Here is a 20,943-nt window from a genome sequence, read left to right on the forward strand (position 1 = left end):
ACGTAGGTCGGGGAATTTCATAGCGGTAAAAAATGGGTTCAGTTGCGAACCGAGCAAGTGCCACGGATCGCGAATGCAGTAGGATAACGCAAAACCTAGAAATATGAAAACGGCCTGCATGGTCCGATCACACGTTTCCGCTGGAATCTTTCTCCGCAGCGATTTCTTCGTTGCTTTCCGCATCACCCTGCTCGGATTCCGCTTCGGCAACCACAGTCTCTTCTGCAGAGGGAGACTCAGCGTCTTCCGCAGCAGGCTCGGCTGGCGAATCGGATGCCGCGACAGCTTCGCTAGCTTCAGCTTCGGCATCCTCAGCTTCAGGCTCGGCAACAACCTCGGCGGCTTCAGCACTGGCCTCGGGTGAAGCCTCTGATGCAGTTGCCTCACCTGGTGCGGCTGGCTCCAACTTCGATTCGATCTCAGCTCGATCCCGGTCCAACTTCTCTTTATCACGTCGAACACGGCGTTCTTCCGCAGCAGCACGCTCGGCCTCTTCAGCATTGCGTTCTGCAATCTCGACAACCAAATCGACCTGTTCTTCGGTCAACCCGCTCATTTCCATGAACTGGTCTGGCTCGATTACCGAAAGGTCATCGTAGGACAGGTACCCTTGCTCGACGAGCGATTGAGCGATTTCCTCTGTAATGCCCGGGATCTGACTGAATCCACCAACCGCTCGCTCGATTTGGTCCTCGAGCTCCGATCCGGTCATGATTTCGATGTCCCAACCGCACAGTTTACTAGCCAAGCGAACGTTCTGGCCACGACGGCCAATCGCGAGCGACAACTGATCCTCTTGAACCAAGACAATCGCTCGACCAATCATGTCGCAAAGCAACACTTGGTCCACTTCGGCAGGCTGCAAAGCATTAGGGATCAACACTTCTGGGTCACTGTCATAGCGAACCACATCAATATGCTCACCAGCCAACTCTTCACGGACTGCCTTGATTCGGCTGCCTCGGTAACCAACGCAAACGCTGATCGGATCGATCTGCTGATCTTCGCTGCTGACGGCAACCTTGCTGCGATAACCGGGTTCTCGCGAAATCGATTTGATCGCGATCACGCCGTCGGTTAACTCTGGAATTTCTTGCTCGAATAGTTGTTGTACGAACTGCGGTCGCGTTCGGCTCAAGACAACCCGCACGCGGTTGCCGCCCGAAGGCCGAACCTCGTAGACGATCGCCCGAACACGCTCGTTGGCGTGCAGGCTTTCGCCTGGAATTTGTTCGCTACGTGGCAAAATGGCTTCCACGTTGCCTAGATTTACAGTCGCCACACCACCGTCTGCACGGCCAATCATGCCGCTGACGATTTCGCCGATTTGATCGCGGTACTCGATCATCAACGCGTCGCGTTCTGCTTCGCGGACCTTTTGAATAATGACCTGTTTGGCGGTCTGAGCACCAATACGACCAATCTGGTCATCTCCCAGGGGCTCGCCTTCCAGCGTCGCCGAGATCCGACCGTTTTCACGATTGATTGCTACCAACACATCGGAATCTTCGCCGTACTGCTTCCGCGCAGCACTCTGCAACGCCGACTCGATCGCCTGGAAAAGCAACTCGGTGTCGATGTTCTTGTCGCGATGGAGTGAATCGACGTAACGCAAAATGTCTTGCGGGTTCATGGCGACCAAGAGGTGCAAAGGAAAGGGAAGTCAGGGGTTACGATAAAATCATGACACCAGATTTTTGGGCCCCGGCTAAAAAAACAGCCCGAACCGAAAAAGGCCCGGGCGAACGCGAGTCTGCCTGAAGTCATGTGCAGGAAGGCTATCGAACGAGCGACCGCGTGTCAATGCTAAGCGAGCGGTGCTGCAGTGGTATCGGCAGGACGGCGTAGCCACATGAACACCATCAGCGACCAGCCAGCCGATGCAAATACCAAGCACATAATCATGATTTGATACCGAGCCGCAACCAATGGCGAAACGCCCGCCAAAACCTGGCCCGTCATCATCCCTGGGATCGAAACCACGCCCACTGCGAACAAACTATTGGTGATCGGAATCAAAGCCACCGACACAGCCTCGCGAGCACGCCGTCTCGCCAGCCCACTGACATCCGCCCGCTCGACACCCGCACTTTTGACATCTACCTGCTCGAAACGTTCTGACCCGGCCCCAGAAGAATCGCCGGCAGCCCGCTTTGAAGAAGCATTTTCTGCGACAGCAACACTGGCCTGCTCACTCGCTTCCAGCCTCTCAATTGCCAGAGACAAGGCATTCATGCAATTCGAAAAGGTCATCCCCGCCAGCGGGATCAAGATACGAGCATTGTACCAGGGGGTCACATCCAGAACCCCTTGAGTCACAACCGCAAGTGTCCCGCCACCGCCTACCAGGATCGAAATCCAAACGTGTAAATATCGCCGCCAAGAATTTTGAGTCGAGGTGCGAACCGCGATCAACGAAGCCGCCAACATCATGACTGTTAACGCTGCCAAGACGATCCAAGCCTGATCGGATTCAAAAAGAAATACGAGCAGGTACCCAACCAACGACAACTGGATCAACATCCGAGCCAGCCCGTGGAGCGAACCCCGAACGGCGTACCCCAGCATCGCCAAGTACACCAGCAACCCGACTACAGGAATTAACGCAAAGCTCAGACGCGTAAGCGAAATAGGATCAGCCATCGTGGAATCGATGCCGCCAACTAATACGGGACCAGGAAAATAAAACAGCAAGACTTACAAGACAGAAAGACGCACACCGCCACCATCCAACGAACCCGTTTCGCAAGGCTGCCCACTGCGATCCTTCGCAGCCAAGCGTTACGACCGGCGGGACGTCGCAGCTTCAAGCGAAGTTGCATCGCCTCTATCCTGCCTCCCGCTTGCCAAGAATGAAACCGGCAGGCATAATTCAAGAAGAGTTGAGGGAATGCCGATAACGACCTGGCACGACTCAGCAAACGATTGCGATCGCAATCACGCATCCGTAGCTCAACTGGATAGAGCATCGGTCTTCGGAACCGAGGGTTGGGGGTTCGAATCCCTCCGGGTGTACTTTTCCGGATTTTAAATAATCGTGGATTATCTCTGATTGCTTTTTCTTGAGCAATCCACAAGCTTTGCTTGCCCAGCCCCGCTCGATCCCACTGGATTCGCCTTCAGCCAAGGCTAGCTGGATTCGCCGACTTATATCGACAGAACGGGATCAGCACACTCGAACGGCGAACTCAGTGCGGACGGTCTATCGACGAAGCCCGACCGCACCAAAATGCGACGGCCTGCAGCATCTCGCAAACCCAGCATCAGCGATGGCGTGAAAGCACCGGCCTCACTGGAAACATGTCCAGCGATAACAATCCCAACAAAGGACGAGGTCGCGTGCAAAAAACAAAGCACCATGTAGTGAAAACTCTGTGCGGAGAAAGCACAGCGAACAAGTAACTGCACCTTTGCGACTGCTGGCCCCGGCCCCTTTCTTGGCTCCGCTCCAAAAACCGGCTTGGCCTGACTAACAACGATTGGCCCGATACAGCCGCTGGTAACCGACTCCCCTGTTTGACCACGGCCTCTGGACTTATTCAGGTTCAGCGATTTTTCCGCACGCATTTGCTGAAGCAAAAGGGCCAAACAGATTCCTGAAACGGAAAATTTGTTTTTCTTGTCCAAACCAGATAGCGTCTGGCCCTGAACTTACAGGAAACGTCATCCACTATCGGTCCGTCTGTCGTGGACTTGCTTCTGAGCAGGAAAATTGCCTCCTGCGGCTCAGAGCAAAAACCAGTGGGCTGGCGATCCCCCTTCCATCATTTCCCCTAATGGAGCATTTTGCATGTATCCTCGTAAGCAAAGTCGCGGAACCGACGGGTTTACCCTGGTCGAACTACTTGTTGTCATCGCAATCATCGGAGTCCTTGTCGGCCTGCTATTGCCGGCCGTCCAGGCCGCTCGGGAAGCTGCTCGGCGAATGAGCTGCAGCAACAACTTCAAACAAATTGGCCTGGCAGTTCACAACTATCACTCTGCCTACAATCAACTTCCGATCCATGGGGCCGGAACCGATCCCTCTAGCGCTCAAAACATCTGGGTAGATCGGAACGATGCCTCAAACCGCCGCCTAAGCTTCCTAGTGGGCATCTTGCCATTCATGGAACAACAGGCACTGTGGGAGCAAATTTCGAACCCAAGCATTGAACGAACCGACAAAGACACGGGCGCAACTCGCGGTGTGCCAGGAAACCCATGGCCGGCGATGGGCCCGACTCCAGAAGAAATCAATTATGTCCCTTGGTTCACCAACATTCCGGCGATTCGATGCCCGAGTGACCCGGGCGTGGGCTTGCCAGCTTTGGGCCGTACCAACTATGTGGCCTGCATGGGTGACTCCAGTTACAGCGGACGAGACGGAGCCATTGAAATACGTTCGGGTGCTCGATTCCCCTATGCGGAAGAACAAGGTTACGCCCAAGAATCCCGTGCCAAAAACCGAGGAATGTTTCTGCCACAAGGCGTTATGAAATTCCGAGATGTGCTCGACGGTCTTGCCAACACGGTAATGGCAGGTGAAATCGCGACGGACTTGGGTGACCGCGACATTCGAACCGTCGGATACATCTCCGGTGGATCGGAAAACGCATTGCGAAACAACCCGTCGTACTGCTTGGACAACAACCTAATTGATTCAGAACGTCCACAGTTCTGGGAACAAGGAGCTGCCTACGGCTCCGATCTCTACGAAGACATTTCTGGACGAGGCTACCGATGGGCAGACTACCTGCCGAACTTCGGTGGCTTCTACACGATACTGCCACCCAACTCGGAAACTTGTGGCCGAAGTGCTACGGCTACAACCATCGGCTCAGCTTCTAGTCGCCACCAAGGTGGTGCCCATATCCTAATGGGTGACGGAGCCGTGAAGTTCATTACCGACTCGATCGAAGCGGGTAATCGACGCGCTCGGATGGTCACCGAAAACGGTAGTGGCACCTATGCCCCTGGTGCGAAAAGTCCTTACGGTCTCTGGGGTGCTCTTGGTACTCGCGCTTCCAAAGAAGTCATCCAAGGAGACTTCTAGGCCGTTAGCAAATTTTCCGCCCCGGGGCGAACACAATCGCCCCGGGCACTCATACATCCGCCTTACTGATAGAAACCTATTTTCATGATCTCGAAACACGTTAACCGCTTTAGCTTGCTCTCCATTCTTCTAGGCTGCTCTTTGCTTTCACTTGGCCTCACGACTGGGTGCGGCAACTCAGGCAACAACATTCCTGAAGTAGCCAAGGACGACATCGCTGAGTACGAGCAAAAGCTTGCGGATGCCGCGGCAAAAGCGGAAAAAGCAGAGAAAGAATAAGCCGACACATTCCGGTTAACTCAGTGCGGGTAGCTCAAGAATGCTTTTGAGCTACCCGCGGACTTTCGTTTCCACCGCAAGTCGCTTGCACAGCACACGAACGCTCGTGCCCAACCAACTCCCGTTTCGCAAACCGCAAAAGTCGCGACTGCAAATTGGAGGCTAACGACCGAACGGCATAGTTAACACTAAGTCGGGCATAAACCAGCGTGCCGACAGCACGATCGCGGATCAGCCCGGCTCCCCCAAAAAAGCTCGCAGCGAAACATCTGCAAATTTTGCTTGCTGCCGCTGACGCCTTAACTGATTGGACCGAATGCCTCGGCGGCGATCTAGACCGATGGCCCTTCGCCTCAGAACCTAGTGTTTCGCTCATTGCAACGAAATCCAGGATACGCCCCCCGTTCGAAACAATAGCAGCGGGTTGAAACATGCCTGGTGGGTCAACAGTTCGACGGTCGGCGAAGCATCGGAACGACGCCTGCCGCCTGCACTTTCGCTCCGCTTCTCCGCTCCATCGAAGCGATAGCAGGACGGGGCAGTTTGTGGCAAACAGCCTTAGACGTCACAGATCAAAACGAAAATCGATACTACGAGCCCCGAAGCTTCCCACCTACGCCTGGCGACCATCTCCATCACGCAATCCGGTGCCTTTGTAATTCTGCCTAGGCATGGATCATCATCGACGCGGTGCGAACGGAATGCCTCAACCGAACAATGCAGAGCCGACAAAGGCTGCGATCCTCACGCACAGGAAGCAGTTCAAAAACGGAAACCATCACAAGCGAGAAATACAGAATGACTAACCAGCAAGGCGAACGTTCACATTCAAGAACTTCGGACGCGATTACGAAAGCGACCAGCCGGCGGTGCCGAATCTTTGGAATCACACTCGCTCTATTGGTGCTCTTACAGAGTTCATCGTGGGCGGACAAAACGATGCTTTACGTGTCGCCCGAGGGCAACGACAAGTGGTCTGGACGATTAGCGGATCCCACGCTGGATGATGGGCCATTGGCTTCACTTGAGGCCGCGCGGCTGAAAGTACGTCAACTGAAAGTAGCGAATCCTCGCGACACCTTTGAGGTCCAGCTTCGCGGCGGGACCTACCCACTTAGAAAGACGGTGGTCTTCGACTCTCAAGATTCGGGGAGCCAAAGCAATCCCGTTACCTACAAAGCGTTTCCTGGCGAAAAACCTGTCTTTACCGGCGGCATTCGGATTACGGGATGGAAAAAGCTGAAGTCAGACCCCAAGGGTGTTTCCGAAAAGGCTCGTGGGCATCTTTGGGTAGCAGACATCCCGCAGCCACCGGTGCAACAAAGGGTAATCCGCTCGCTCTATGACAGGGACGAGCTTCTCAAGCGATCCCGTGGAGGAGGCTTTCACTATGCAGACATCGAAAAAGAAAACGACTTCAACCGGCAGGGCAAGAAGCTGACGAGCGAGTTGGAGTACGAAGGCGAGCCCGTTGCTCCGTTTGACCGAACGATTCACTTCCGAGGCGACGACATCAAAAACTGGCCAAACCCGTCGGATATCGAACTCGTTCTGAAGGATCGCCCATGGTTGGCCAACATCATTCCGCTTGATCGAATTGATTCCCAAAACAAGATTGCTCATTTGGCGGTTGACCCGACGTACCAGGCAACCAATCCAAACAACCGCTACTGGGTCGAAAACGCGATTGAATATCTCGATGAGCCTGGCGAATGGGCGGTGAACACGAACGACGGACGCATCTATATGTGGCCGGCGAAGGATGTAGCCGATATGAATGTGATCGCCCCGTTTCTGCAGGAATTCATTCGGGTAGAAGGATCCAGCGACGGACCATTTGCTTCTCATATCCGGCTCGAAGGCCTGACCTTCACTCACGGCGTGCGAGATAGATTGCTGGAGAACGACAAGGGCCTGCAGCACGACTGGGAGATGCACGACAAAGGCAATGCCGTGATCCGTTTCCGCAATGCGGAAGATTGCGACGTCACATCGTGCGTCGTTAAGTCAAGCAGTGGCACAGGTATCCGTTTAGACTTGCACTGCCAACGAATCAAAGTTGCCAGCAACCACCTGCATCATCTTGGTGGCGGAGGCATCGTGCTCAGCGGCTACGGTCCTGGCACGAAGGACGTGAATAAGAACAACGTGGTGCACGACAATTACATCCACGATATTGGTGAACTGCTACTGCACTCGCCAGCGATATTCATCGCCCAAAGCGGGCACAACGCGATCACCCACAACACGATCCATGACGTTCCCTACAACGGCATCGTCGTGAGCGGTTGTCGGCCTCACGAGTTTTATCTTGTCAAACGGATCCCGTTCCGGCGTGCATGGGTTTCCTCGATTCGCTTTGAGGAATGTGAACCGTTTATCCAGAAGGGTCTCGCGGCGCAATACCATAACCGCCTCGAACATTTCCTTCCGCTTTTGCACGCCCGCGAAAACCGGATCGGGATGAATGACATCTCTCGTACACTGCTAGAACTGCATGACGGCAACGCGATCTATTTCTCCGCCATGGGCGAAAACAATGTGGTGGAACGCAACTACCTTCACGAGAACCATGATACCGCCGGTGCAATTCGCCTGGATGACAACCCAAGCTTCACCATCATCCGGGAAAATGTAATCACAGAATCGGAACGCGGACTGGGTCTCAAAGGTCCAGCCGATGTGATCAACAACTTCATCTTCACGGAAACCTTCTTACGTGGACGGACCTTACCGGGCTGGCTTGGCGGCACCAAACAAGCGTCACCAATAGGAAATGTCTTCATGCCACCAGCATCCTCCAAGTCGAGCAACGGACTCTATTTGACGGATAGCCGAGCAACCGAAAGACCTTTCTTCGAGAATCTCCCGAAGATGAAAAATTCGATCTATTTCACAAAGAACACCAATGCTCCCTATGTTCCTAAAGCTGATCTAGGAAGCGACCTTTTTTCGGGTCAGCCGGTCGACCTAAATCAAGACGCAGTGAATCTCGCGGTGAAATTAGTGTATGCCGACCCAATGTTCGATGATGAAGCTGCGAAGCAGGGCTTGTATCGCTTCCGATCGGGATCCCCTGCGGAGAAACTTGGCATCAAGCCAGTCGACTTACGCAAAGTAGGCTCATCGTTGGCTAAGAGAAGTTTCCAAGGTATTGATGCGAAGCGTGCGGAAGTCGCGGTATCGCAGGTCTCGTTTGAATTTCGAAACAAAACTCCGTTCGATCAAGCGGGGCGCAATGCATCAATGACTGTCGATGGCATTACGATCAGCACGTTGCAAGTCATTGGTATGGATGGAGTCGCCGATGGAAGCACTACCAACATTCACGCGCCGCTTCAGGCCCTGGGTATAGCCTCAGCTAGTGGAAAAGGAGATGGCAACCATTTTGATGTAGGAGAGGCATGGGAATTTCAATTTGATACAGACATCACGTCCCTGGAATTAGAACTCGTCGAGCTCGATGATGAAGATGTCTTCACTCTTTCATTCCCCGATGGAGCTGATGAGTTTTCGGCGAAGATCTCTGGAAGCAGTATCAGCAATGGTTCTTATGAATTGACTAGAAAGATCCCTGCGGGCACTCCCATCCATCTAAAATTTTCTGAGGGCAATATCGCCCGGATAAATACCTTCAGGATCACTCACTGACGCCGCTGATGTCCTTCGAAGACTTCCATCGGCGGTTCGGTAAAACGGCAAATTCGAAACATGAGCTGAACCGCTAGACGACTTCGAAAGATCACTTCCGCTGTTAAGATTTTGGCGTCGGCCGTCATCTAACATACAGCTCAAAGTATTTTGTCCAAATTAGGTGCCGATGTGCCCTGAGACGATGTGCGCTGAATTGGAAAGAGCGTCGTTGACACCCATCGGGTTGTCGCAGAATAGTTTGCCGGCAAGTGGATAGTTCGCCCAGGATTGAAGCAGTTGGGCTGGCGATCGATCTTGCATCGACGCATTCCAAGAACCTCCTACATGAAGAACATTTAGGTGATGAGGCCCATTGGGCGAAACCCGTGTCAGAAGAGCAAGAGGAATAGATTGTGAACCAGTTTCTGATTCGGCTCAGCCGTCGATGGGGAATCGCCGCTTTACTGTTTGTCTGGCTTTGCCCGTGTTCGGCTGCTGAATATCGCATCGACTCCCAAGAAAAGTTTGATCAGTTTCGAGGGTCGGAGTTTCAACCTGGTGACGAAATCTTGTTCCGGCGTGGCTCACAGTTCAAAGGCATGTTCGCCCCCATCGGTTCAGGCACCGACGGCAATCCAATAGTCGTGAAGTCCTACGGAACCGGAAAACGCCCACGAATCGACGCCGAAGGAAAACACCCAGCCGGTTTTCTGCTGCGGAATTCGGCTTGTTGGGAAATCAACGGACTGGAGATTACCAACACCGATGGCACCGACCAAGATCAAGGCACGCTATTTGGCGTTTATGTGGTGGTCACCGGCGACTCGAAAGCCACCGGCGGCATCGTTCGGCATATCTACATTGATGATTGCCACATTCACGACATCAATGGCTTGGTGGCGGGAAAGAAGCGAGGCGGGATTCATGTGCACTTAAAAAACTGCAAGGCGACGCGAGTCGACGATTTGCGAATCACCAACAACCACGTCTATCGCATAGGTGGTGTTGGGATCGGAAACGATTCGTCATGCGGTCGGGTGATACTCCGTCCAGACCGAGAGATCGCTGAGAACTTGTGGACCAACGTTTATGTAGCCGGCAACCACGTCGATCAGACAGGCCGAAATAACATTATCGCTCGGTCCAGCAAAGACGCGGTTTACGAGTTCAACACGTTGGCGAACAGCAGTCGATTCGACACCGGTCACAGTATCTTTTGCTTTCATACCGACGGGATCCGAATCCAACACAATGAAGCTTATGGAAACATTGGCGACGACCACCATGACCGTGGCGGTTTCGACGCCGACTACAACTGCGTCAATACGTTCATCCAGCACAACTACAGCCACGACAACATGTGGTTTTGTGGCACCATGAAAAAGCCGAATCGCAACGTGACGATTCGGTACAATATCAGCCAGAACGAACGAAGTGGTTTGTACTTTTATGGTTTCGACAGCAACCGTAACGCCGAAAACATTCAAATCTACAACAACACTCACTACACACGTAAAGACCTGGATGCGGTTGTTTTTCCGGAAGACCGAACACCATTGAACACTCACTTTTCCAACAACATCTTTTACTTCGAAGGAAAAGGACGGTGGGGGAATCACGGAAAAGGTATCAACACCACTTACCACAACAATCTTTACCATCGTATCTCGCCGCAAAAATCGGACACGAGTGCAATCGTCGACAATCCGAGTTTTATCAAACCCGGGATTGCCCGCACGGGGATCAATCTGCGGACGATGAGATCGTTGTTGGGATACCGATTAAACGCAGGCTCGCCCGCGATCGATCGCGGTGTCCCGGTGAGGTCTGCTTTACCGGCTACCGATTTTTTCGGCAGCCCCATCTCAAGCAACTTCATCAATCTTGGCGCGGTGGAGTAAGACGCCGGGCACCCCGCACACGGAACTTAACTTATCAGGAAACTAAATGAAAATTGCTAACCTACTCGTACCGTTGTCGCTCAGTATGATCCTGCTCACCTGCGGGACTTCCCATGCCGAAGACGCTGGCCAACCTGATTGGATTGATCGCAACAAGAACGGCCAACTCGATCCCTATGAGAACCCCGACTTGCCGATCGATGATCGAATCGCGGATTTACTCAGCCGCATGACGATGGACGAGAAAACGGCACAGATGGGAACGATCTACGGCTACAAACGCGTTCTCAAATCAAGTCATCCAACCGAACAATGGAAGCAGCGTGTCTGGAAAGACGGCGTCGGCAACATCGACGAACATGCCAACGGTGTCCGAAAAGAAATGGAGATGACCGGGCATGAAGAACATGCCGATCTGCTCAATCTCATTCAGCGTTGGTTCATCGAAGAAACGCGGTTGGGTATTCCGGTCGACTTCACCAATGAAGGAATCCGCGGGCTGTGCCATACAAGTGCTAGCAACTTCCCTAGCCAACTCGGTGTTGGTGCGACATGGGACAGAGACCTGGTGCGTCGAATCGGTGAAATCACAGGGAAAGAGGCCAAGGCACTTGGCTACACGAATATCTATTCGCCCATTTTGGACGTGGTGCGAGACCCGCGTTGGGGACGAACGATTGAATGTTATGGCGAGTCACCGTATCTGGTAGGCGAGCTTGGGAAACAACAAACACTCGGTTTGCAATCGCAAAACGTCGCATCGACGGTTAAGCACTTCGCGACGTACAGCACGCCCAACGGTGGTCGTGACGGACGCGCACGGACGGACCCGCAAGTTCCGTTTCGTGACATGCACGAGATCCTGATGCATCCGTTCCAAAAAGTAATCACAGAAGCGAACCCGAAAGGGGCGATGAGTTCATACAACTCGTACGATGGAATCCCCGTGACGGGAAGCCGCTATTTCTTGACGGAACTTTTGCGGAATGAATACGGATTTAAGGGCTATGTCGTATCTGACAGCGGGGCTGTTTCTCGGCTGCACGAACAACACTCGGTGGCCAAAGATTTCGAATCCGCAATCGTATTGGCGGTCAATGCTGGATTGAATGTTCGCACCAACTTTAAAAAGATGGAAGACTTCGTCATTCCGTTGCGTAAAGTGATTGCCGACGGACGTATCAGCGAAGAAACGATCAACTCGCGAGTCGCAGACGTGTTGAGAGTGAAGTTCGAGTTGGGGTTGTTCGACAATCCATTCGTCGATCCCGCTACGGCGCCATCTATCGTGCATCAGGAAGCACATGAAGCGACCACTTTGGAAGCAGCCCGCAAAGCAATGGTGCTGCTGAAGAACGATGGACTACTTCCACTAGACCCTGATGCATTCGGCACCGTGCTTGTGACAGGCCCCGGCGCCGACGACGTCGAACCTATGATCAGCCGGTATGGACCCGGTACTTCCGACGTCATCACACCATTGGCTGGCATCAAAGAACTGCTGGGCGACCGCGTAAAGGTGCTTCATGAAAAGGGTGTTGCGTATTACGACGCGACGTTCCCCGGCTCCGGTATCCTGCCGGAGCCCCCTAACAAAGAAGAACAGGCGATGCTGGATCGTACGATCGAGGCAGCGAAGTCGTCGGATGTCATCATCGCGGTGATGGGAGACAATGACGATACGGTTGGCGAATCTCGCTCACGCACAGATTTGAATTTGCCTGGTCATCAGCTTTTATTGATTCAGGAACTGGTTAAGACCGGCAAGCCTGTCGTCGTTGTGCTGATGATCGGACGATCCGCAACGATCAATTGGATCGACAAGAATGTCGACGGCGTATTGGTCAGTTGGCATGGTGGCGAAAAGATCGGACAGGCAGTGGCTGAAACTGTTTTTGGCATCAACAACCCTGGCGGAAAATTGCCGATCACTTTTCCGAAAACCGTCGGTCAGATTCCCCTAGCCGTTCCGCATCGAAACGGTGCTTGGGCTAAACAGGAAGCAAGACATGACCCCAACGGTTGGGGAACCACCCGCGTACTCGGACCGCTGTACCACTTCGGTTACGGATTGAGCTACACGACGTTCCAGTACAGCAACCTGAAGGTACAAACTTCCGAATCGAAACGAAACGGTCCTATCACGATCACTTGTGATGTCACAAACACCGGTGACCGCGCCGGCGATTCGGTCGTCCAGCTTTACGTCAAGGATCTGGTTGCATCTATCACGCCATTCGAACAGGTGCTACGTGGATTCGAGCGAGTCTCACTGAAGGAAGGCGAGACGAAAACGGTTCGCTTTGAACTGCTTCCTGAGCGTGATCTCCGGATGCTCAATGAAGAAAATGACTGGGTAGTTGAACCGGGTGAATTCGAAGTACGAATCAGCACGTCTTCGTCGGAAGAAGACATCCAGCAACACGCCAGGATTGAGCTTAAATAGCGAGCGCCGATTCGACATCTGACAAGGAGATCGCCTCACATTCGATCGCGGCCTATTTGGCTCCGCGTACGGAACGTGAGGCGACTTCTTTCCTTCTATCCAAATCCAATCATGAAAAACGTCATCGAACTACTGCCCACATTACGCTTGCTCGTCGCTCTGGTGTTAATCCCCCTGGGGATGCTGGCGAAGTTGTCCAGCAACGCGTACGCGGACGAACCCGGCAATACTCGCCCCAACATTTTGTTGATCACGACCGATCAACAATTTGCAGATGCCATGGGATGCGCCGGATCAGATTTGCTGAAGACTCCTGCCATGGACGAACTTGCAAAAAGAGGCGTGCGTTTCACCAACGCCTATGTCAATTATCCGGTTTGCCTTCCCGAACGCTATTCGATGTACACCGGACGACTGCCTTGTACCCGACGCTTGGCGGATGCCCAAAACAAACCAACCGTTTCACTAGGCAATCAAGCCAAGCTGGCGGGGTATCGAACTGCCTATTTTGGCAAATGGCATATCCAAGACCAGACGTTTTCGACGAAAGATCGAAAGCACCATGGGTTTGATGTCTATGCATCAGGTCGCGATGAAACGATCACTGAAAACGCGGTGGGTTACCTCAGCCAACCTAGTGACAAACCGTTCTTGCTGGTGACCTCGTACTACAACCCCCACGACATTTGTGAATGGGGACGCAAGAAAGCGGGCGTCAAAGACAAGAAGCGAACCAATATGCGAAACGGCGATGTTTCAATTTCGCCGCCACTTGAAGATTGCCCGCCGTTGCCTAACAACTACGAAATAAACGCCGATGAGGCTGAAGCGGTGACACGTCGCCGAAACCTGGTCGACAAAAGAGGCCCCACTCCTCAAAAGATGGCGATGTCATTCGATCGCGATCAATGGCGACAATATCGCTGGGCTTACAATCGACTTGTCGAACTGGTCGATAGCCAAATCGGCCAAGTCCTCGCCGCTCTCAAAGAGAATGGCCTCGAGGAGAACACCATCGTCATCTTCACGAGTGACCACGGTGACGGATGCGGTGCCCATCGCTGGCACCAGAAGTCCATTCTGTATGAAGAGTCTTGCCGCGTGCCGTTCATTATTCGTTGGCCTGGTCACTCCCGTATTAACGAAGTCGACAAGCGTCTCGTCTCCGTGGGCATTGATTTGATGCCTACGATTTCGGAGGTCGTTGGCACCCCCATGCCCGACGGGCCCTACTTCGGCCTCAGCGCACTTCCTTTTGCGTTGGATAAAAACTCGTCCGCGCCAACTCACCGCTACGTCGTCACTGAGGCTGAGGTCGACGACGACGTTGAATTCCAAGGACGGGCGATACGCACTCCCAATTTCAAATATCACCGCTGGAGTGATGGATCAAATCGAGAACAACTTTTCGACATGGTCAACGACCCGGGTGAGACAAACAATTTGGCGCAAGAGTCCGAGTACGCAGATGAACTGCAAACCCATCGAAAAATGATCGCAGACTGGCTTGCCCGTACCGACGACACCTATACGGAATCGGAAGTAGTCGCCAAGCCCTGAACAGCTAACGACAGAACCGATCATTTTGAAATAGCGTCCTATCTTCACGCAGGGTGTCGCAAGCCATCCGTTATTCAAGCACCGGTTGATTTCCATCTCGAATATTTGTGGTAAGACAAGAGCGAATTTGTCTGTTGTGCGATCTGAAGTAAATAGCGAAGAAACAGTGCTAAGTCGAAAGCCGAATGAATGGTTCTATCCCAAGCCATGCAGTCGCTATATCAACCGTAAAAACGCCTCTGATGCAGAGTGCATAAGATAGCGGCGAAAAGAATTCGAAAGCGAAAAAATATGGCTGATCGATATCGAGTAGTGTTCTTGCTTGTCACGGTTTGCTGTGTCGCAGAAGCGTTGGCAGATAGCAAATCCGACCGGCCAAACGTGATCGTCATCATGGCCGATGACTTGGGCTACAACGATTTAGGATGCTACGGATGCAAAGACATCCCAACCCCTCACATTGATCAGCTAGCGAAGGAGGGCATTCGCTTCACATCCGGGTACGTAACGTGGCCCATGTGCGGCCCTTCTCGCGCAGGGTTCTTAACCGGAAAGAATCAGGCCAGCTTCGGATATTACAAGAACCCAACGACGCCGCTTGATCCCCTCCAAGGGCTGCCGAAGCTGGAAACGATCGCGAGCTTGCTTCAGAAGCAAGGCTACGTAACCGGGGGCGTCGGCAAGTGGCACACGGGCACAGCCAATGATCAGCATCCCAATACGATGGGCTTTGATGACTGGTTTGGTTTTCTTAGCGGTGGGCTGATGTATTTTCCGCTGGATCATCCCTCCTACAACGGAAAGTACGATCCGTTAAAACGCCCGGCGAAGTGGCGAGATATTCACCACACAATGCCAGTGATTCACAACAACGAACCTGTGAAATGGGATCAGTATCTGACCCGCGAACTGACCGATGCGGGACTCAACTTCTTAGAGAAAAACAGCCAGAAACCGTTCTTCCTATTTATGTCTTACAACGCTCCGCATTTGGATCTTGAAGCACCGGAAGAAACGATCGCAAAGTTTCCAGCAGATCAAATGACCAAGGTCCCCGGAGTGAAACCGGAAGACCGTTCCGTCTACGGCGCGATGGTCTATGAACTGGACCTGGGCGTTGGTCAGTTACTAGACAAGGTCAATGAACTCGGGCTGACAGAGAACACGGTAGTTTGGTTCTTGAGTGATAACGGAGGAATGAAGCGGACAAGCGATAATCGTCCACTGAGAGGTGCCGAAGGTGTTTCATACGAAGGCGGTCTTCGCGTGCCGATGATGGTGAAATGGCCGGGGAAGATTCCGGAAGGGACCGTCAGCAAACATATGGTCACCTCACTAGATATTGGCGCGACTGCAGTTGCGATGGCAGGCGGCAATCCGGAGGGGTCTGGCTTGCACGGAAAAGATATTCGATCGTACCTGACTCAGCAGTCGACCACCCCACCGCACGACGTGCTCTTCTGGCATACGGCGAAGGGTCAAAAGCCGGAAGGTGTGATCCGAGAAGGAAACTTCAAGCTCGTCATCAAAGCAAAAGGACAAACGGAGCTCTACAACCTGAAAAACGACCTCCGTGAAACAACCAACATTAGGTCCGCTCACCCCGAGCGAGTGCAAAGCATGCTCGCGCGTTGGCATGAATGGAACAAAGAAAATGCACCCGATCTATGGGAAACCCCGCCTAAGAATGCATACCAGTACGCTGACTATGAATGGCTTAAAGGCAGCCAACACTATCGAGACGACGCAAAATGATACGCTTGAGCCAGCGTCTAAAGATGATCAACTGGAATGAAAGACCACCTTATCGAGCATGCGTGGTGGCTCTGGAATCAGTTGGCCGCAGATCGCTCCGCGGCGGCGTCTGGAGATGCGGTATGGATCTCGTGGACTGTTCCGTCATGACTTTCCATAACGTAAACGTTACCAACCTTCGATTGGATCGTGACTCGTTCACCGGCTTGCAGACGAAGTGACTTCCCACGTCGCCCGGCGGCAGTAATCGGGTACACGTGCATAAGACCTTCAGTCGCATTCTCAAATGAGATGTCCGTCGCCTTGCGATCTTCTCCCGAAGAAGAGTGAATCGCTGGCGTCATCACGAGGCCCGTTCGAGGATGCGTCTGGAGCAGTAATTCAGTCAGTTCATCGACCAGCCCAGCATCAACGGCGTCGATGATGTTCTCGCTCTCCGAATGCTCGGCCCGGTGGTCATACAACTCCCGCGCCGTCACCTCACCACTGGAGAAGTCACGCCACTCCATCAAACGGTAATGGTCCGTACGGATCGAATAGCCCATATATTCGTTACCATTCATCCGGCGATAGTATTGGTTAACGGCGGCATCATGAACTGGCGAGTCAACGTCCTTCAAGATCGGCGTCAGGCTTTTCCCATCCACAAAATTGGGAATGTCAATTCCAGCCAAATCGCATAGCGTCGGATACAAATCGAGCAGTTCGACAAGTTGGTTGCTGGCTTTCCCCGCCTCATCGACTCCCGGACCTGAGATGAACAGCGGCACGCGTGCGTCAATTTCATAGTTGGTCATCTTGCCCCAGCCTCGGTACTCACCAAGCTTCCAACCATGATCACTCCAGAGCACGACGATGGTATCGTCGGCCAGCCCTTCCTCTTGGAGAGCATCCAGCAGTCGTCCAATCTGTGCGTCGACGTAGCTAACGCAGGCATAGTAGGCATGCGTGAGATGACGTGTCTGGTCGGCGGACACCGTTCGATCGTCCCACGGACGAGGCAGATCAACGAGGTCAACGTAATGCGTTAGTTCGCTGTTGTTGTGCAACGCGTACGCTGGCGTATTAGGAGTGATTCGTTGGTTGATAACAACCGGAAGCTTAGCGGGATCGTGCATGTCCCAATACTTCTTCGGTGCGACCCATGCTAAATGCGGACGAATATATCCCATCGCAAGAAAGAACGGTTCGTCTTGTTTCCCGAGCCTCCGCAGGTCCTCGATCGCCATGCTAGTTCGGGCACCGTCAAGAACCTGTTCGTCAGGTAGATCTGGCGACGCTGTACTTGGACCCCGCAGATTATTTTTCCTCCAATCGTTATCGGGCAACGCGTCTTGTGCTGCTTTGATCCGAACCCGAGTGCCCTCCGGATAGAAGTATGGTAACGAAGGCGATTTGCGAATCGGTTCGCTCCACGATTGCGGGTCGGGAGTTGGGTTGTGATAGATCTTACCGTGACTTACCGCGGTATAACCAAACTTGCGAAACCACTGAGGCAATGTAATCGCCTCGGGCATGGCTTCGCGAAAGTGGATAGGTAACGTCCAGACGCCAAGCTTGTCTGGTCGCAAGCCTGTCATCAAGCTTGCTCGCGAGGGGTTACAAACGGCAACCTGACAATATGCACGATTGAATTGAACGCCGGTCCTCGCTAAGCGATCCAGATTGGGAGTGATCGCGTGCGAGTCGCCATAGCAACCGATCGAAGGACGCAAATCGTCAACGGCAATGAACAGGACATTCGGACGCTCCCCAGCAATAACGTGCACTTGCAATAGCACCGCTACAACGAACCAAACGCTCTTCAAAACATACAATCGTTGCATAGCACCATGTACTGCCGTGTGCGTGAACCAAGGTAACCAACCTACAAAAGGTCTTCGCGAGAAGTGTTTACCCGCCTAGAAAACCGTACCGTGACGGACTAGAACGGGAGCTCACCATTTCGGTCACATCGCTTGAAATGGTACACCATGAAGTCAGCGTTCTCTCCCCTCTTACGGCAGTAAACACAACATGACGAATCGAAAATATCATCGCTGTGCGCAGCTATTCGCATATGTGTTTTTCTGCGCACTAGCTGCTCAAGTGATTCCACCCGCCAAAGCTGCCGAGAACGCGATTCCTTGGGATCGCGAACTCGCCAAACATGACTTGGTTTGGGATCAACTTCCCACGAGTTGGATGGAAGCTCCATTTCTTGGCAATGGAGAACAGGGAACCATGATGTATCGCGGCGACGACCAAGCGATAGTTTGGACCGTCGGCAATTCGGCTGCACATGATCACCGCCCCCCCAGCGAAGATGACTTAAACGAAAAGAACGTTGAGGTCCTCAACCGTGGGCGTCTTTTTATCGGCCACTTGCGTGTCGAGTTCCCTAAAAAGTTGGAAGGCGGATCGTCTCGATTATCGCTTTGGAACGCAGAGGCCAATGGCGCCTTTCAAACCGCAGCCGGACAGGCTCAATGGTCAACGATCGTCCATGCCAACGATCCCGTCATGCGTTTCGAACTGTCGGCAATAGGCGATCTAGCACCATCCAAATTTGTCTATGTCCCCGAGGAAGCTCGAAACCCACGGGCAGTACGATCAAAGTCGCTACGCACTCCAGCAAACCCTCCGGCGGTCGTATCCGCTCTCGACGACGGAATTCAAACCGCCGTTCATAATTTGTATGCCGGTGGCCAAACGGCCGTTGCATGGTACGAATCAAAGTCCGGGGATCAAACTCGACTTTGGTTAAGCGTTATGCATTCGTTTCCTGGAACCGACGCGGAAGCACGTGCAGTCGCTGCTGTTCGCAAAGCGGCATCAGCGGATCAAGCCGAGTGGATCAACCAACACCGTCAGTGGTGGCATCAGTACTACCGAAGCAGCTTTCTATCCACCGGAGACCCGTACTGGGACGCATTCTATTGGATCCAGCAGTACAAACTGGCTAGCGCAACACGTGCAGACAAATGGATCATCGATAACCAGGGCCCATGGCTGCAACCGACCGCCTGGAATGCCCTTTGGTGGAACCTGAACGTTCAACTATCCCACAGCGGTTTTGCAACAGCCAATCGCCGCGGCATGGGCTCGGCACTAGGTCGTCGATTGGACGAGTGCCGCGAACAGCTCGCTATGAATGTAGCGGAAAAGTATCGCCATGATTCCTATGCCATCTCGCGCAGTACATCGAACTGGGACCTGGCCGGACATGCCGGCGAACCAGGTACCGGACGTGTCCCCAAAGACCCCCAGATTAGTCGTGAGTGCGGCGACCTTCTATGGGCTCTCCATAACGTCGACCTTGAATGTCGCTACTGGCAAGATGATGATCTGCGTGACCGCGTTCTCTACCCCTTGTTGGTTCGAGCGGTCAATTACTACCGACACTTTTTAGTCAAAGAATCCGACGGATTCTGGCATCTACCAAGAACCTACAGTCCCGAATATCGGATTGCCGAAGACTGCACCTATGACCTGGATCTATTGCGTTGGGGATCGGGCAGGTTACTGGAGCTAGCAGCAGTACAAGGTATTGCGGAAACGGACGAACCGTTGATCGGGGATTGGCAAGACCTGCAGGACCATTTGGTTCCGACACATGTCAATGAAACCGGTCGAATGATCGGCCGTAACGTTGCTTTGACCGGCAGCCATCGGCACTGGTCGCATTTACTTGCGATCTATCCGCTGCGTACGTTGACACCCGAGACACAGGAAGATCGAGACCTCATTGAGCTTAGCCTAAACAACTGGCACAGTTACGGCAAACGAATGGCAGGCTATTCCGTGACCGGCGGTGCCTGCATGGCCGCCCTGCTTGGTGATGGCGATCGAGCCTATGAGTTCCTCAACAACCTCAAGTCCTTCCTGCACTCCAACACGCTCTATTCCGAAGCGGGCGGATTGCCGGTAATCGAAACACCACTGCATGGTGCGACCGCGATGCAGGAAATGATGCTGCAAAGTTGGGGCGGAAGGCTACGAGTTTTCCCAGCCGTGCCCCAAAAATGGAGCGACGTGCAGTTCGATGGTTTTCGCGGCGAGGGTGCGTTCCTCGTGAGCGCGAAACGTGCATCGGGCTCAACGGTGTGGGTAGAGGTAACCGCCGAAAACGGTGGCACGATCGAGGTCCAACCGCAAATCGCTGACGCCCAATGGTCTGCATCGGACGATGCCCAAATCCAACAATTGGATAATGGCGTTTTCAATGTGACCTTACCTCAAGGTGGAAAAGTCATGTTCTGGAACAACGGACAATCGCAACCGAAGCCGCGACTCGAAGCGATTCCAGAACAGACCAATCACAATCCCTTTGGCGGACCTTCGCAGGCGCAGTAGGT

General features: G+C 53.2%; 12 protein-coding genes and 1 tRNA gene. 9 read left to right on the forward strand and 4 right to left on the reverse strand.

The window, feature by feature from the left end; translation table 11 throughout:
* Window positions 1-127 precede the first annotated feature (127 nt).
* Window positions 128-1,633, reverse strand: a complete 1,506-nt coding sequence (gene nusA / locus ACR3ZL_RS19970) for a transcription termination factor NusA (protein WP_473651339.1) — start codon at window positions 1,631-1,633, stop codon at window positions 128-130.
* 173 nt (window positions 1,634-1,806) lie between these two features.
* Window positions 1,807-2,643, reverse strand: a complete 837-nt coding sequence (locus tag ACR3ZL_RS19975) for an ABC transporter permease (RefSeq protein WP_473651338.1) — start codon at window positions 2,641-2,643, stop codon at window positions 1,807-1,809.
* 298 nt (window positions 2,644-2,941) lie between these two features.
* On the opposite strand from ACR3ZL_RS19975, the gene ACR3ZL_RS19980 reads away from it, so the two are divergent.
* From ACR3ZL_RS19980 to ACR3ZL_RS19995, 4 genes are all read left to right on the forward strand, one after another.
* Window positions 2,942-3,015, forward strand: a tRNA-Arg gene (locus tag ACR3ZL_RS19980).
* A 775-nt stretch (window positions 3,016-3,790) separates the two neighbouring features.
* Window positions 3,791-5,032 (forward strand): DUF1559 family PulG-like putative transporter, encoded by a 1,242-nt coding sequence (locus ACR3ZL_RS19985; protein WP_473651337.1) that lies wholly within the window; start codon window positions 3,791-3,793, stop codon window positions 5,030-5,032.
* Between the two features lie 84 nt (window positions 5,033-5,116).
* Complete coding sequence (locus tag ACR3ZL_RS19990) at window positions 5,117-5,311, forward strand: hypothetical protein (RefSeq protein ID WP_473651336.1); 195 nt, start codon at window positions 5,117-5,119, stop codon at window positions 5,309-5,311.
* A 798-nt stretch (window positions 5,312-6,109) separates the two neighbouring features.
* Window positions 6,110-8,962, forward strand: coding sequence for a right-handed parallel beta-helix repeat-containing protein (locus ACR3ZL_RS19995; protein WP_473651335.1), 2,853 nt, complete (start codon window positions 6,110-6,112; stop codon window positions 8,960-8,962).
* 159 nt (window positions 8,963-9,121) lie between these two features.
* Here ACR3ZL_RS19995 and ACR3ZL_RS20000 read toward each other — a convergent pair whose 3' ends face one another.
* Window positions 9,122-9,265 (reverse strand): hypothetical protein, encoded by a 144-nt coding sequence (locus ACR3ZL_RS20000; RefSeq protein WP_473651334.1) that lies wholly within the window; start codon window positions 9,263-9,265, stop codon window positions 9,122-9,124.
* A 92-nt stretch (window positions 9,266-9,357) separates the two neighbouring features.
* Between ACR3ZL_RS20000 and ACR3ZL_RS20005 the strand changes: the two genes are divergently transcribed.
* The 4 genes from ACR3ZL_RS20005 (at window position 9,358) to ACR3ZL_RS20020 (ending at window position 16,606) form a co-directional block, all read left to right on the forward strand.
* Window positions 9,358-10,845, forward strand: coding sequence for a right-handed parallel beta-helix repeat-containing protein (locus tag ACR3ZL_RS20005; protein WP_473651333.1), 1,488 nt, complete (start codon window positions 9,358-9,360; stop codon window positions 10,843-10,845).
* Between the two features lie 46 nt (window positions 10,846-10,891).
* Window positions 10,892-13,291 (forward strand): glycoside hydrolase family 3 N-terminal domain-containing protein, encoded by a 2,400-nt coding sequence (locus tag ACR3ZL_RS20010; RefSeq protein ID WP_473651332.1) that lies wholly within the window; start codon window positions 10,892-10,894, stop codon window positions 13,289-13,291.
* A gap of 111 nt (window positions 13,292-13,402) precedes the next feature.
* Window positions 13,403-14,851 (forward strand): sulfatase family protein, encoded by a 1,449-nt coding sequence (locus ACR3ZL_RS20015; RefSeq protein WP_473651331.1) that lies wholly within the window; start codon window positions 13,403-13,405, stop codon window positions 14,849-14,851.
* 291 nt (window positions 14,852-15,142) lie between these two features.
* A complete protein-coding gene (locus ACR3ZL_RS20020) occupies window positions 15,143-16,606 on the forward strand; it encodes a sulfatase-like hydrolase/transferase (protein ID WP_473651330.1) in 1,464 nt (487 codons plus the stop codon).
* Between the two features lie 77 nt (window positions 16,607-16,683).
* Here the strand turns inward: ACR3ZL_RS20020 and ACR3ZL_RS20025 are convergent, their stop codons facing one another.
* Entirely contained in the window at window positions 16,684-18,432 is a 1,749-nt protein-coding gene (locus ACR3ZL_RS20025) for a sulfatase (RefSeq protein WP_473651329.1), read from the reverse strand.
* Between the two features lie 190 nt (window positions 18,433-18,622).
* Between ACR3ZL_RS20025 and ACR3ZL_RS20030 the strand changes: the two genes are divergently transcribed.
* Complete coding sequence (locus ACR3ZL_RS20030) at window positions 18,623-20,941, forward strand: glycosyl hydrolase family 95 catalytic domain-containing protein (protein ID WP_486172914.1); 2,319 nt, start codon at window positions 18,623-18,625, stop codon at window positions 20,939-20,941.
* Window positions 20,942-20,943: the final 2 nt, after the last annotated feature.

It is taken from the genome of Rhodopirellula sp. J20-39 (assembly GCF_057365095.1).

Bases quoted from the DNA above. Each gene is read 5' to 3' on its own strand.
- nusA (WP_473651339.1), bottom strand. From the start codon at position 1,633: ATGAACCCGCAAGACATTTTGCGTTACGTCGATTCACTCCATCGCGAC.
- ACR3ZL_RS19975 (WP_473651338.1), bottom strand. From the start codon at position 2,643: ATGGCTGATCCTATTTCGCTTACGCGTCTGAGCTTTGCGTTAATTCCT.
- ACR3ZL_RS19985 (WP_473651337.1), top strand. From the start codon at position 3,791: ATGTATCCTCGTAAGCAAAGTCGCGGAACCGACGGGTTTACCCTGGTC.
- ACR3ZL_RS19990 (WP_473651336.1), top strand. From the start codon at position 5,117: ATGATCTCGAAACACGTTAACCGCTTTAGCTTGCTCTCCATTCTTCTA.
- ACR3ZL_RS19995 (WP_473651335.1), top strand. From the start codon at position 6,110: ATGACTAACCAGCAAGGCGAACGTTCACATTCAAGAACTTCGGACGCG.
- ACR3ZL_RS20000 (WP_473651334.1), bottom strand. From the start codon at position 9,265: ATGCAAGATCGATCGCCAGCCCAACTGCTTCAATCCTGGGCGAACTAT.
- ACR3ZL_RS20010 (WP_473651332.1), top strand. From the start codon at position 10,892: ATGAAAATTGCTAACCTACTCGTACCGTTGTCGCTCAGTATGATCCTG.
- ACR3ZL_RS20015 (WP_473651331.1), top strand. From the start codon at position 13,403: ATGAAAAACGTCATCGAACTACTGCCCACATTACGCTTGCTCGTCGCT.
- ACR3ZL_RS20020 (WP_473651330.1), top strand. From the start codon at position 15,143: ATGGCTGATCGATATCGAGTAGTGTTCTTGCTTGTCACGGTTTGCTGT.
- ACR3ZL_RS20025 (WP_473651329.1), bottom strand. From the start codon at position 18,432: ATGCAACGATTGTATGTTTTGAAGAGCGTTTGGTTCGTTGTAGCGGTG.
- ACR3ZL_RS20030 (WP_486172914.1), top strand. From the start codon at position 18,623: ATGACGAATCGAAAATATCATCGCTGTGCGCAGCTATTCGCATATGTG.